Origin of the sequence: Dactylosporangium sp. CA-152071, from assembly GCF_050936335.1 — a bacterium.
GTDB lineage: Bacteria > Actinomycetota > Actinomycetes > Mycobacteriales > Micromonosporaceae > Dactylosporangium > Dactylosporangium maewongense.
On sequence record NZ_JBNJMZ010000001.1, the window covers coordinates 6,310,355 to 6,323,570 of the forward strand.

Genomic DNA, 13,216 nt, shown 5'->3' on the forward strand with positions numbered 1-13,216 from the left:
GTGTTCCTTAACGAGCTTTCCGGCTACAGCGTGCTCCCCCGCCACCGGTAGGGGATGACGGTTGGCAGGCAGCAGCCCCTCCCGAGCGACCGGCACCGACTCGCCCCGCGCGATCGGCGGCGGCGGTCGGCAGCGCCGATCGGGCGCGCCTGACACCTCGGTCGCCGGGCACCGGCGCGGCGGCGCGACCCGGCCCAGCCGGTTGCGGTCGGTCCGCACGCAGCTGCTCGCCCCCATCGTCGTCGCGATGATCGGGCTCGCCGTCCTCAGCACCGCCCAGGCCGCCACCGCCACGTCCGCCGCCGGGGACGCGGCGCGAGCTCGTACATTGGCATCCACCGCGACCAGCGCGGTCAGCTTCGTGCACGAGCTGGAGCGCGAGGTCGCCGAGACCGCGGCACTGCGGCAACGGGGCGGCAAGGCCGGAATGTCGCTCGTCGTCGCCCAGCGCGGGCGGACCGACCAGGCCGCGGCCCGTTACCTCGCCGACAGCCGCGCGGCGGTCAAGGCCGTGCCCGAACTCGACCGGTCCGTCCGGGCCGTCAACGAGATCTACAGCCGGCTCGGCGCCACCCGCGAGGCCGCCGACACGAACCCCGCGATCACGCTGATGACCGACCCCGTGTACCGGCCGCTCGCCGAGGCCCTGCTGGCGATCGCGGACGCCGTGCCGGCGCAGATCGCCGACATCGAGCTCGCCAACGCCGCCCGGGCCGTCGCCGCCGTCGCGGCCGTCGAGCACTACGCCGCCCTCGAGCGGGACCTGCTGCGCGCGGTGTTCTCCCGCGGCGCCGTCGAGCCCGGCGACCTGGGCGCCATGTCGGAGCTGCGGGGCGCGCGCGACCAGCGGGCCGCCGAGTTCCAGCGGGCCGCGACCAGCGCCGGGCGCACCGTGTACGACCAGGAGATCCGCGGCCTCGACGTCGACAAGGCCGACAAGCTCAGCGCCGCCGCCCGCAACGCCGAGCAGGACCCGGCCGGGCTGAAGGTCGACGCCGACACGTGGTTCGTGGCGCAGTCCGGCGTCATCCGCCGGCTCAACATCGTCAGCCTCGACCTGTCGGACCGGCTCGACGGGCGCGCCGAGCAGATCGCCGTCACCGCCCAGCGGCGCGCGTGGGCGACCCTCATCGGCACCGCCGTGATCGGTCTCGCCGCCCTCGCGATCGCGATCACCCTGGCCGTACGGACGGCCCGGCGCCTCCGGCGGCTGCGTGCCGCGGCCCTGACGGTCGCCCGGCAGGAGCTGCCCGACGTGATCCACTCCGTCGCGGCCGGCGCACCGATGCCGACCGGCACCTCGGCCGCCGCCACCACCCGGAGCATCGCCGCCACCAACGACGAGATCGGCCAGGTCGCCGACGCGTTCGCCACCGTCCACCGCACCGCGCTGCGCCTCGCCGGCGAGCAGGCCGAGCTGCGCGTCGACGTGTCACGGATGGCCGAGGTGCTGGCCCGGCGCATCCGCACCCTCATCACCCGCCAGCTGCGGCTCCTCGACGAGTTCGAGCGCGACGAGACCGACCCCGACGTGCTCGCCCGCCTCTTCGCCCTCGACCACATCGCGGCCCGCCTGCGCCGCAACGGCGAGAACCTGCTGGTCCTCTCCGGCGGGGAGCCGGGCCGGCCGGCGACCCAGGCGGTCGGCATCGGCGCGGTCATCACGGCCGCCGCGTCGGAGATCGAGGACTTCCAGCGGGTCGAGGTCCAGCCCACCGACCTGGCGATCACCGGGCCGGTCGTGGGTGACCTCGTCCACCTCCTGGCGGAGCTGCTCGAAAACGCCACGACGTTCTCGCCGCCGACGCAGCAGGTCCGGGTCGACGCCCGGCCCACGGTCGACGGCGCCATCATCCGCGTCCACGACAGCGGGATCGGCATCGCGCCGCGCCGGCTCGCGGAGATCAACTCGCGGCTGGCGACGCCGACGACGCTGAGCAGCGCGGCGGCCGGCACGATGGGGCTGCACGTGGTGTCGCACCTGGCCGCCCGGCACCGGATCCGGGTGGAGCTGCACGCCACCGGCAGCGGCACCGTCGCCTACGTGGCGCTGCCGCACCGAGCCCTGGAGCGGATGCCGGCGCTGACACCGGCCGCCGCCTCCTCAGCCCCTGCCGCTGCCGTGTCCGCGCCCCCCGCCGCCGTTCCGTCGGCTCCCCCGCTTGCGGCACTTCCGCCGTTTCCACCGGTCTCGCCGGTCTTCTCCGCGCCGGCCGTCGTTGCGTCCGTTTCGTCCGCTGTGTCCGCGCCGGTGTCTCCTGCGCCGGTGTCGGCGGCGCCGATCTCGGGCGTGCCCGTGTCCGCCTCGCCCCGCCCCGGGCCGCCGCCGGTCGTCGTGCCCTCGACGGTCGGCGCGCCGCTGGGGCGGCCCCGCGTACCGCAGCAACACCAGCCGGCTCCGTCCGGGGCGCCCGCACCATGGTTCCGCCCCTATCTCAGCAGCGGTGGCGACACCCCCAGGCCACCCGTCCCGTCCGTCCCGCCACCGCCTTCCCCGGGTGCCTGGCCGCCACGGCCGGGGGGCCCGTCCAGCCCCCTCGGCGGCCCGGGCTCCACCGAGGACGGCCTGCCCCGCCGCCGCCCAGGAGCGCAGCTCGCACCAGGAGTGACCGACCCGGAGCCGCAAACCACCCGCAGCAACGCGGTCGACCCGGACGCCGTCCGGTCCCGGCTGTCGGCGTTCGCGGAAGGTGTCTCGGCCGCTGCCCGCCGGACCAGCGCGGGCGGCTTCAACAGCGCGACCCACAGCGCAACCTTTGGACAGAAGGACCGATGATGGCGATGCCAGACGCTCAGAACCCGACCGGCGCGGGCCAGCTCGACTGGCTCATGGCCAGCTTCGCCCGGCAGGTCCCCGATGTCGCGCACGCGATCACCGTCTCCGGCGACGGGCTGCGCCTGGCCTGCTCCGCCGACCTGCCCGTGGACCAGGCCGACCACCTCTCCGCCGTCATCAGCGGGCTGGCCAGCCTCACCTTCGGCGCCGCCCGCGTGATGCAGGCCGGCCAGGTCCGCCAGACCATCGTCGACATGGACGGCGGCGTCATGATCGTCATGGCGGTCGGCGACCGCGCGCTGCTCGGCGTGCTCGCCGCCCCCGGCTGCGACCTCGGCCAGGTCGGCTACGAGACGGCCATGCTCGTCCACCGGGTCGCCGACGCGCTCGACCCCCTCCCGCGGGATGCGATGCTCCGGTGAGGCGGCTCGCGGCTGTCCTGCTCGTGTGCGCCCTCCTGGCCGGCTGCGGCTCGACGGCGCCACCCCGCGCCGGCGCGGGCCTGTGGCACGGCGGGCGGATCTACATCGCCACCGGCAACACGACCGGCGTGTACTACCAGTTCGGCGGCGGCTACGCCGACCTCATCACCAAGCACGTGCCCGGCTACGAGGCACGCGCCGAGGCGACCGGCGCCTCCGGCGAGAACATCACGCGCGTCGCGACCGGTGACATGGACGTCGCGTTCAGCATCGCCGACACCGCCGCCGACGCCGTGACCGGCAAGGGCGCCTTCGAGGGCCGGCCGCAGAAGGTCGTGGCGCTGGGGCGGCTGTACCGCAGCTACGCCCAGGTCGTGGTCCGCAACAACCTGCGCGTCACGAAGTTCGCCGACCTGCGCGGCAAGCGGATCTCCACCGGCTCCGCCGGCTCCGGTGCCGACGTCTTCGCCGGCCGGCTGCTCTTCGCGGGCGGGATCAACCCCGACACCGACATCGTCCGGCAGCGCCTGTCCCTGCCGGAGACGACCAAGGGCATGCTGGCCGGCACCACCGACGCGCTGATCTTCACCGGCGGCCTGCCCACGCCCGGCATCGCCGACCTGCTGGCCAGCGCCCCCGGGCAGTTCTCCCTGCTGCCGCTCGACGAGCTGCTCAAGCCGCTCTCGTTCCGCTACGGCACGGTGTACGGGGCGGGCAAGCTCCCCAAGTCCACCTACGACACGCCGGCGGACGTCGACACGATCGTGATCGGCAACCTCCTGCTGGTGTCGCCCGACATGCCCGACCAGCTCGCGTACGACCTCACCAAGATCCTGTTCGACTATCAGGTCGAGTTGAGCCGCGTACATCCTGAGGGCGCCAATTACGACAAAGCGGGCGCCGTGACCACCGATCCTGTACCGCTACACCCCGGCGCCGCACGGTTCTACGGCAGCGGCTGATTATCGACGTTATGGATCTCTCATTCGCCGGATGCGAGGAGGGTGATCATGCCCGTGGGCTGTCAAGATGACCCCGTGACCGCCACCGCTCAACACCTCGTCCGGCTGGACGACATCCGCGACGCCGCCGCGCGGATCTCCGGCCTCGTGGTTCGCACCCCGCTCCTGCCGTGCCCCTGGGCCGACGAACTGTGGCTGAAGCCCGAAAGCCTCCAGCCGATCGGCGCGTTCAAGCTCCGCGGCGCCACCAACGCCCTGCACCGCCTCGACCTCGACCACCGCCGCGCCGGCGTGGTCACCCACTCCTCCGGCAACCACGGCCAGGCCCTCGCCTACGCCGGCCGCTCCCTCGGCATCCCGGTCACCGTCGTCATGCCCGACGTCTCGACGCCCCTGAAGATCGAAGCGACCCGCGGCTACGGCGCCGAGGTCATCCTCGTCCGGCAGGCCGAGCGCGAGACCGTCGCCCGCGAGCTGGTCGCCGAGCGCGGCCTGACCCTGATCCCGCCCTACGACCACCCCGACATCATCGCCGGCCAGGGCACCGTCGGCCTGGAGATCTTCGAGGACCTCTCCAACGTCGACGTCGTCGTCGTCCCCGTCGGCGGCGGTGGCCTCTCCTCGGGCGTCGCGACCGCGATCAAGGCCCTCGCCCCGCACGTCGCCGTCATCGGCGTCGAGCCCGCCGTGGCCGCCGACGCCGCCGAAAGCCTCGCCGCCGGCGTCGTGCGCGTCTGGCCCGAGCAGCGCATGCTGAGCACCGTCGCCGACGGCCTGCGGACCCCGCTGTCCGAGCTCACCCTCGCGCACCTCAGCGCCCACCTGGACGCGATCGTGACCGTCGCCGAGGACGAGATCCTCGACGCCGTGAAGGTCCTCGCCCGCCGCGGCCGCCTCATCGCCGAACCCAGCGGCGCCGCCGCCACCGCCGCCGTCCTGCACCACCGCGACGAGCTCCCCGCCGGCCGCACCGTGGCCGTCGTCAGCGGCGGCAACATCGACCCCGGCCTGGCCGCCCGCCTCTTCACCGACTGACCGGTTATCCACAGCCTGTGGGTAACCCCTGTGGGCATCATCTCCCCAGGTCCCCCGTGTCCTAGGTCTCACACCGCCTACACGCAGGTGGATCCAGGGTGTACTCCGCGTTTATTCCACACGGTTATCCACAGCCCCGCGCACAGTCATCCACAGGTTCGGCGGGAGTTATCCACAGCTGGGGACATCCGGTTGGGGACATCCATGCGTAATGCGCCCGGCGCCCCGTAGAGGGCGCCGGGCGGACGGTGTTCGATCAGGCGACGTCGGCGTGGCTCACGGCGCGGCTCGCGGGGCGGCCCACCGGGCTGTTGACGTGCTCGCGGACGACGTAGGTCGGGCGGCCCATGCCGTGGGCGTGCACCCGGCCCAGGTACTCGCCCAGGACGCCGATGCCGATCAGCTGAGCCGACGAGAAGACCGTGACCAGCGACGCGACGGTGGTGAAACCGGCGACGGTCGTGTCACCGACGACATAGAGCCAGACCAGCCGGATCGTGAGGATCAGGCCACAGATGCCGATCAGGAACCCCAGGTACGTCACGAGCCGCAGCGGCTTCGTCGAATACCCGAGGATCATGTTGACGGCGTGCTTCATGAGCGACTTGAAGGTGAAGCCCGAGCGGCCCTCGGTGCGCTGGTCCATGCGGACGGTCGCGGTGCCGACGCGGGTCGTGGTCCACGACAGGACGATGTCGACGGAGACGTGCGGGCCGCTGACCTGCTCGAAGCCCGCCCGCAGGAACGTGCGGAAGATGCGCAGCGCGCCGAGGACATCGGCGTTGGGGATGCCCATCGTGCGGCCCATGACCAGGGTCTTCGCGCCCCACGAGGTGAGGTTGCGGAAGGCGCTGTGCTCCTCCTGCTCGGAGATCGCGTAGACGACGTCGAGGTCGTCGGTGAGGGCGTCGACGAGCTTCGGCAGCTCCTCCGGCGGGTGCTGGAGGTCGTCGTCCATCGTGATGATGCGCTCGAACGACGCGGCTCGGATGCCGGCGATGAGGGCGTTGTGCTGGCCGTAGTTGCGGGCCATGCGGATCGCCTGGACGTGCTCGTACTTGCCGGCGAGCTCGCTGGCGACGTCCCACGTGTTGTCGGTGCTGTCGACGACGAGGATCACCTCGTGGTCGGGGGTGATGCCGGGAAGCACGCCGTTGAGCCGCTCGACCAGCGTGGGGAGGATACGCGCGGAGCGGTAGCACGGGACGACGACGGACAGAGACACGTTGTGGAGCTCCTCACAGAACCGTGTACGGAGGAGAGTACTCCGTTTTGAGGTCAGGCCTGGATCGTGATGATGCGCGTGAACTCGTGGAGCAGATTGAAGCCGTCCCAGGTCCCCGCGAACGTCAGCGCCTGGCCGAACGGCACGATCCGGTCGATGCCGCGGCCGGCGAGGGTGGTGACGAAGTCGTCGAGGTCGGACATGGTGAAGCCGTACTGGCTGAGCGTCTGGTCCTTGCGCTGGATCGCCGGGGCGAGCTCGCCGAGCGAACCGACCGTGACGTGGCAGATGGTGCCGGCACCGAGCCAGTGCCGCTGCAGGTCGTCGAGGCCGGCGAGGGACACGTTGGCGACGGCGTTGCCGTTGAACGCGATCTTGGTGGCGGCGCCGGCGGCGGCGAGGCCGTAGGTGGCGACGTACTTCTCCACGGCCATCGCCGGATCCACGCCCCACCCGCGCTGCACGACGACCTCGCTGAGCAGCTCGTCGAACTCGGCGCGGGCCTCTTCGACGCCGCCTTCGCCAACCCAGAAGAGGTCGCGAGGGGAGGAGCAGGCGGCCTGGTCGAACCAGTAGAGGTCGTTGGCGAACCCGTCCACGGCCGCCCGGCGCTGCTCAGGGGTCGAGCTCTGCCAGCCGGCGACGGAGATCGCGGCGAACGAGGAGCGGTCCGGGAACGCGAGGTCCCGGGCGAGCGGCTGGATCGGGTGCTTGCGGAGCTGGTTGACGGACTGGTCGCCGCCCCACAGCACGCGCAGGTCGCAGGCGCCGATGAGGGCGCCGGTGATCGCGTCGTCGCGGTCGTACGTGACCATCCGCTGGGTCTGCGCGATCGCCGGGTGGGCGTCGGCGAGCACGTCGTTGAGCGCTTCGAGGACGGTCTGCGCGGCGCCGGCGGCGCGGGCGGAGACCCGCACGATGTTGTGGTTGCCGGCGAGGGCCGACAGCGCCCACGAGTAGACGAAGATCGTGTCGACGTTCGCCGGCGGGAAGTGCAGCACCAGGCCGCGGGGGGCGCGGCGCTGGCCGTTGGCCCCGTCGGCGAGGCGCTCGACGGCGCGGGCCAGCTCGCCCTTGCGCAGGAAGAAGCCGAGCGAGCCGAGCTCAGGGTGGCGGCGGGCGAGGTCGGGCTTGAGCAGCCGCCGCGAGAACGCGATCAGGAAGTCCCGGACCCGCTCGTCGCCGACGGTCAGCCGCCCGCCTTCGGGCTCGTCGGTGATCTCCGCGAGGAGCCGATCCACCGAAATATCGGAAATTTCGGGAAAGACGCTTTTCACGATGCACCCACAAACGTGTCGCTGCAGCCGCGGGCCTCGGCGCGCGGCAGCCGGCCCAGGATGGAGAAGCGCTTGCCGGGCCACGCACCGTCGTCGATGCCGTTGATGACGCCCATGTCCTCGGTGAGCAGCACGTGGCCCGGGTACGACTCCGGCAGCGTGCTGATCACCTCGACGAGGCCGGGCTTGCCGGGCGGCAGCGGCTCCCACGTCTCCGGGTCGCGGATGACGACGTCGGCGAAGTCGGGGCAGTACAGCGAGTTGCCGTCCGGGCCTTCGAGGTAGACGACGCCGATCTGCTCGACCATGCCGTAGAAGTTGTGGATGTTGCGCAGCCCGGTGTCGGCCTGGAACGCGCGGCGGAACTCGGCGTTGTCGACCTGCTGGTCGACCAGCTTCTTCCAGCCGCCGGAGTGCACGAGGATCCCGTTGCTGAGGTCCAGGCCGTTGTCGCGCGCCAGTTCGTACAGGTAGAGCCAGACCATGAACGTGAAGCCGAAGACCAGGAAGGGCTTGTCGCCGTGCTTGGCGAGGAACCCGCGGACGGCCTCGAGGTCGGGCTTGCTGTCCTCGTCGAGCGCCCAGACGTGGTCCCGGCCGAACGTGATCATGCCGAGGACGCCGGCGCCGCGGGCGCTGAACGAGCGGCGGTTCTTGATGATCGCGGTCGTGTCGACGATGAGCATCGGCAGCCGCTTCGGCCCGAGGACCGCCTGCAGGGTCTGGCCGAGCATCCTGGTCTGCGCGGCCGCGGCGGCCTTGTCCAGGTAGATGCGGCTGACGTCGCCGGTGGTGCCGCTGGAGGTCAGGACCTTGAAGACCTCGTCGTCGGGGATGCTCTTGAGCTGGTGCGTCTTGAACAGCCGCACCGGCAGCCACGGCAGGTCGCTGATCCGCTCGTACGAGCGCCCGGGGCCGTGACCCGTCGCGGCGAGGATGTTGGCGTACGCCTCGCCCCGCGCCCGGTGCTGCTCGGTCAGCTCGGCCAGGCGGGGCAGCAGCTGCGCCTCGCGGTCCGGCTGCGACAGGGTGAACACGCTCATCGTGCGGACTCCAACGCTCGATAGTCGACCTTGCCGTTGCTGAGCAGCGGCAGGGCGGGGAGGCCGCGCATCTCGAAGCCCGACCAGTGCAGCTTCAGCCGGTCGGCGAGCTCGGTCACCCGCGGCGCCAGCGCCTCGGCCGTCGCCCCGTCGCCTTCGACGAAGATGATGACCTTGTCATCGCCCGCGACGGCCGCGACGGCGCCCGGGCCGGTGGCGGCCGCCAGCTGCTCGATGTCGTCGAGGTTGAGCCGGACGCCGAACACCTTGCCGAAGCGCTTGAGCCGCCCGTCGATGAACAGGTAGCCGTCCTCGTCGAGGTGCCCGAGGTCGCCGGTCTCCAGCAGCCCGCCCTGCTCGTCACCGCGGGCCAGGTCGGTGGCGGTCTCCGCGTAGCCCATCATCACGTTCGGGCCACGGTAGAGCACCTCCCCGACGACGCCGGGGGCGGTGGTCTCGGTGCCGTCCTCGAGCCGGATGGCGAGCGTGCCGCAGGGCACCGCGGGCCCGACCGAGCCGAGCTTCTCCGCGAGCCGTCCGGCGGGCAGCGTGGTCAGGCGCGGAGCGGCCTCGGTCTGCCCGTACATGACGAACAGCCGCCCGTCCACGGTCGCCATGCGGTCGTGGAAGTCCTGCACCAGCTCGGCCCGCAGCCGGCCGCCGGCCTGCGTCAGCGTGCGCAGGCTCGGGTAACGCTTCGGGTCGAACCGCAGGCGGCGCAGCATCTCGTACTGCGACGGCACCAGCGCGAGCGAGGTCACGCCGAACTTCGTGATCGCCGGCCAGAACGACCGCGCGACCAGCCCCTCGGACTCCACCACGACGGTCGCGCCGGCGGCGAGGTGCGTGTTGAGCACCGACATGCCGAAGCTGTAGTAGAACGGCAGGCTGCTCACCGCGACGTCGGCGCCGGTGATGCCGAGCGCCTCGATGATCGAGGTCGTGTTGGCCAGGATCGCCGTGCGCGACAGCCGGACCAGCTTGGGGCTGCCGGTGGAGCCCGACGTCGCCAGCAGCGTGGCCAGGTCGGGGTGCGGCACGGTGGCCGACGGTGTGTCGCGCTCCCACAGTTCGTCGTCGCGGCGGGTGTACCCCTTGTGCACGTCCTGCGGCACGGGGCCGCAGACGGCGGCGGGCTCGAAACGCTCGATGAAGTCGGCGAGGATCTCGGCGGGCAGGCCCGGGTCGAGCAGCGCCAGCGGGCGTCCCGACTCGAACGCGCCGATGTAGCGGACGATCGCCTCGACGGTGGTCGGCGTGCGCAGGAACACCACGCCGGGCGTGATCTCGGCGAACCCCGCGACCGCGGCGTGCACGGCTTCGCGGAGCGGCACGCCACTGAGCTCGGCGCCGGTCGCCGCATCGATCAGTCTGGCGTCTGGGTGCAACAACGTCATGGCGTCACCTCCGCGGCGCATTGATGCCGTTGAGGTGGACACAGATGCTTCTCACCGTACAGGATCCAAAAAAATGGTCCGATTTGTCGTATAGGGAGCCGTCACGGTGTGTCATACGACCAGGCCGCCATCGACTTCGATCACCTGGCCGGTGACGAACCGGGACGCGTCGGAGAGCAGGAACGCGATCACGTCGGCGACGTCCGAGGGTTCGCCGAGGCGGCGCAGCGCGGTCGCGGCGATCCGCTCGGCGCGGCCGGCGTCGTCGAGGGACTCGAGCATCTCGGTGGCGATGAACCCGGGGGCGACCGCGTTGACCCTGATGCCGGCCGGTCCGAGCTCCTTCGCCGCGGCGCGGGCGAACCCGGCGACGGCGGCCTTGGTCGCGCCGTAGACGACCTGACCGGCCGAGCCGGCGGTGCCCATGACGGAGGAGAGCAGGACGACCGAGGGTGCGGTGCCCCGGCGCAGCAGTTTGACCGCGCCGTTCACCGTGTACGTCGCGCCGACGGCGTTGACGGCGAACAGCCGCTCGATCGCGGCGTCGCCCATCATGCCGAGGAAGCCCGCCTCGTGGACGCCGGCGTTGACGACCAGGGCGTCGAGGCGGCGGTGGCGCTCGAAGACGAGCCGCAGGATGGCCTTGACGTCGGCGGCGTCGCTGACGTCGCCGTGCACGACGAGCGGCTCGATGCCGAAGTCGGCGGTGATCTCGTCGGCCGTGGTCTTGGCCGACCCTTCGCGCATGCCGTGCAGGACGAGTTGGTAGCCCTCAGTAGCGAGCTTGCGCGCGACGGCCCGGCCGATCCCGCGCGAGGAGCCCGTGACGAGAGCGACCCTGCCCTCAGCCGGAGAACTCAACGTCGTGCTTTCCGAGGATCTCGACGGCCTTGCCGAAGGAGCTGAGGTCGATCACCTCATCGGTGTCGATCATCACGTCGAAGGTGTCCTCGATCTCGCCGACCAGGGAGAGATGCGCCAGCGAGTCCCATTTCTCGATGCCTCGGTATTCAAGCTTGTCGACGTCGTAGTCCTCCGGCAGTGCCAGTGCGGTGCGGAAGGCGACACGAAGACGATCGAGGTTGCTCATCAGCTCAAGGTCCTGTTCGATCGGGTAAGCGGCTGGCGTCCGCGAGCGAGTGTACCGTTGGCCGGTCTTTCAATGCCCACACGCCCGCCCACGGGAGGTACCACGGTGCTGCGCGAAGCCGACGATTCGGACGTCGAGACCATTCGGCGCTGGCGCAATCACCCGAAGACGCGCGGCGCCAGCATCTACACAGCGTTCATCACACCGGAGGGTCACGCTCAGTGGTGGGCGAAGGTCCAGTCCGATCCGTCCCGCCGGGTGCTGATCTTCTCGTACAAGGGCAACGACTGCGGCGTGGTGACCTTCAACGACCACGACGAGGCGGCCGGGACCTCGGAGTGGGGCTTCTTCCTCGACGTCGACGGTCTGGAGGAGCGCGGTGAGCTGCTGCCGGCGTGGATGGAGCTGGAGAAGGCCGCCGTCGCGTACGCGTTCGACGAGATGAAGCTCACGTCCGTCGGCGGCCGCACCCTGGCGTGGAACAAGCAGGTGATCGCCCTGCACCGCCGCTTCGGCTTCAGAGAGGTGCCGGAGCGGGAGTACACCACCGAGATCGACGGCGTGGACCAGCTGGTCGTCTGGACCGAGAAGTCGCTCTAGCACGCGGGCAGGCGGCCGGGGGCCATCCGCTCCTCGGGGTCCAGGGCGAGCTTCAGCCGGACGGACGCGTCGCAGAGCCGGGCCGGGCCGTAGGTCTCCACGAGCTCGCGCAGGTCGGCCGGGGCGCGCAGCAGCGTGCACCCGCCCCCGCCGCGGGCCATGAGCACCGTCCGGGCGGCGTTGAGCATGCCCGCGAGCCGGTCCGCCGGAGTCGTGGCGGGCAGGGCCACGTGCGCGATGCCGGCGCCGACCGAGCCGCGGACCGGCACCGGCATGCCGGCGGCGTCGCGCAGGGCGTAGACGACGGCGAAGAGTTCACTGGGCTGACCCCAGATCTTCAGCGCCACGTCGTCGGCGTCGAAGGGGTAACGGCCCCACCACTCCGGCGGCGCGGGCTCGACCGAGGCGCCGCCGCCGAGTAAGTGCGCGGCGGCCTCGGCCCGGGCGGCGCTGCCGGCGCGGCTGCCCTCGAACAGCGCGGCGAGCTCGGCGGGGCGCCCGGTGCCGCCGGGCAGGTCGGCCTCGATCGCCGCGGCGCCGAGCGACGAGGAGACCAGCGCCTCCGTGAGCTGGTGCACCTCGCGCGGGGTAGACACCGGCCGCACGACCCAGGCCCGCGCGGTCGGCGTCGGCTCGAGCCGGACCGTCGCCTCCGTGATGACGCCGAGGGTGCCGAACGAGCCGCAGATCTGCCTGGCCAGGTCGTGCCCGTCGAGGTGCCGCTCCAGGCTGCCCTCGTCGAGCGCGACCCGCACGCCGGCGACCAGGTCGCGCGGCGTGCCGAACCGGTGGCGCAGCGGGCCCGCCTCGTTGGTGGCGAGGACCCCGCCGAGGGTCGCGCCGGGCGACGCGACGTCGAGCGCGATCCGCTGCCCCGCCCGCAGCAGGTGCGCCCGCAGCGCCCGCATCGGGGTGCCGGCGGCGACGGTCGCGACGAGGTCGTCCGGGGCGTGGTCGAGCACGCCCGACATGCGGCCGAGGTCGATCAGGACGTCGACGTGCGCGGGCGGGAGTCCCCAGTCGAGCTTGGTGCCGGCGCCGGACGGCACGACCGACAGCCCGGCGGCGGCCGCGGCGCGCAGCACGCCGGAGACCTCCTCGGCGCTGCCGGGCGCGACCACCCAGCCGGCCGGCACGCCGTCCACCCTGTCGGCCGGGCCGGCCTCCCACACGTGCTCCGGCCCGCACGCCTCCGCCAGCACTTCGATCACGCTCACCGCAGCCCACGCTTCCCTGTTCACGACCCAGCTTCAGCTGGACCGTCCGACGAGACGACCACACGGGGAAGTGCTCGCCGGCGGGATTCGCGGAAGCCAGGACTCGCCGGTCAGGGCGTGATCCAGGCTTTCCCAACGACGCGTTCAAATATGCTCGAGGCCGCGGACGATG

12 protein-coding genes are annotated in these 13,216 nt (G+C 72.1%); 5 read left to right on the top strand and 7 right to left on the bottom strand.

Going from position 1 to position 13,216, the window contains the following annotated elements:
• Positions 1-61 precede the first annotated feature (61 nt).
• The 4 genes from ACQEVZ_RS28285 to ACQEVZ_RS28300 all read left to right on the top strand — a co-directional run bounded on the left by ACQEVZ_RS28285 (position 62) and on the right by ACQEVZ_RS28300 (position 5,195).
• Positions 62-2,776: a sensor histidine kinase gene (locus tag ACQEVZ_RS28285; RefSeq protein ID WP_433371905.1), complete on the top strand. Its 2,715-nt coding sequence runs from the start codon at positions 62-64 to the stop codon at positions 2,774-2,776.
• 5 nt (positions 2,777-2,781) lie between these two features.
• Positions 2,782-3,198 (top strand): roadblock/LC7 domain-containing protein, encoded by a 417-nt coding sequence (locus ACQEVZ_RS28290; RefSeq protein WP_344501174.1) that lies wholly within the window; start codon positions 2,782-2,784, stop codon positions 3,196-3,198.
• Positions 3,195-4,160, top strand: a complete 966-nt coding sequence (locus tag ACQEVZ_RS28295) for a TAXI family TRAP transporter solute-binding subunit (RefSeq protein ID WP_433371909.1) — start codon at positions 3,195-3,197, stop codon at positions 4,158-4,160. The genes ACQEVZ_RS28290 and ACQEVZ_RS28295 overlap by 4 nt, the downstream gene beginning before the upstream one ends.
• 75 nt (positions 4,161-4,235) lie before the next feature.
• Positions 4,236-5,195 carry a threonine ammonia-lyase gene (locus ACQEVZ_RS28300; protein WP_344501176.1) on the top strand — a complete coding sequence of 320 codons (960 nt, stop codon included), beginning with the start codon at positions 4,236-4,238 and terminating at the stop codon, positions 5,193-5,195.
• 256 nt (positions 5,196-5,451) lie between these two features.
• On the opposite strand, the gene ACQEVZ_RS28305 is transcribed toward ACQEVZ_RS28300, so the two are convergent.
• The 6 genes from ACQEVZ_RS28305 to ACQEVZ_RS28330 all read right to left on the bottom strand — a co-directional run bounded on the left by ACQEVZ_RS28305 (position 5,452) and on the right by ACQEVZ_RS28330 (position 11,227).
• A complete protein-coding gene (locus tag ACQEVZ_RS28305) occupies positions 5,452-6,420 on the bottom strand; it encodes a glycosyltransferase family 2 protein (protein WP_433371913.1) in 969 nt (322 codons plus the stop codon).
• Between the two features lie 53 nt (positions 6,421-6,473).
• Entirely contained in the window at positions 6,474-7,667 is a 1,194-nt protein-coding gene (locus ACQEVZ_RS28310; RefSeq protein WP_433377030.1) for an acyl-CoA reductase, read from the bottom strand.
• Positions 7,668-7,693: 26 nt separating this feature from the next.
• Positions 7,694-8,740, bottom strand: a complete 1,047-nt coding sequence (locus tag ACQEVZ_RS28315; protein WP_354889899.1) for an acyl-protein synthetase — start codon at positions 8,738-8,740, stop codon at positions 7,694-7,696.
• A complete protein-coding gene (locus ACQEVZ_RS28320) occupies positions 8,737-10,137 on the bottom strand; it encodes an AMP-binding protein (protein ID WP_433371917.1) in 1,401 nt (466 codons plus the stop codon). The genes ACQEVZ_RS28315 and ACQEVZ_RS28320 overlap by 4 nt, the downstream gene beginning before the upstream one ends.
• Before the next feature lie 111 nt (positions 10,138-10,248).
• Entirely contained in the window at positions 10,249-10,998 is a 750-nt protein-coding gene (locus ACQEVZ_RS28325; RefSeq protein ID WP_344501181.1) for an SDR family NAD(P)-dependent oxidoreductase, read from the bottom strand.
• The gene (locus tag ACQEVZ_RS28330; RefSeq protein WP_344501182.1) at positions 10,982-11,227 is read right to left on the bottom strand and encodes an acyl carrier protein; all 246 of its coding nucleotides are present in this window, start codon (positions 11,225-11,227) and stop codon (positions 10,982-10,984) included. The genes ACQEVZ_RS28325 and ACQEVZ_RS28330 overlap by 17 nt, the downstream gene beginning before the upstream one ends.
• Before the next feature lie 105 nt (positions 11,228-11,332).
• On the opposite strand from ACQEVZ_RS28330, the gene ACQEVZ_RS28335 reads away from it, so the two are divergent.
• Positions 11,333-11,827: a GNAT family N-acetyltransferase gene (locus tag ACQEVZ_RS28335; protein ID WP_344501183.1), complete on the top strand. Its 495-nt coding sequence runs from the start codon at positions 11,333-11,335 to the stop codon at positions 11,825-11,827.
• Here the strand turns inward: ACQEVZ_RS28335 and ACQEVZ_RS28340 are convergent.
• Entirely contained in the window at positions 11,824-13,044 is a 1,221-nt protein-coding gene (locus tag ACQEVZ_RS28340; protein WP_433371922.1) for an FAD-binding oxidoreductase, read from the bottom strand. The genes ACQEVZ_RS28335 and ACQEVZ_RS28340 overlap by 4 nt on opposite strands.
• Between the last annotated feature and the right edge of the window lie 172 nt (positions 13,045-13,216).

Bases quoted from the DNA above. Each gene is read 5' to 3' on its own strand.
- ACQEVZ_RS28290 (WP_344501174.1), top strand. From the start codon at position 2,782: ATGCCAGACGCTCAGAACCCGACCGGCGCGGGCCAGCTCGACTGGCTC.
- ACQEVZ_RS28315 (WP_354889899.1), bottom strand. From the start codon at position 8,740: ATGAGCGTGTTCACCCTGTCGCAGCCGGACCGCGAGGCGCAGCTGCTG.
- ACQEVZ_RS28320 (WP_433371917.1), bottom strand. From the start codon at position 10,137: ATGACGTTGTTGCACCCAGACGCCAGACTGATCGATGCGGCGACCGGC.
- ACQEVZ_RS28330 (WP_344501182.1), bottom strand. From the start codon at position 11,227: ATGAGCAACCTCGATCGTCTTCGTGTCGCCTTCCGCACCGCACTGGCA.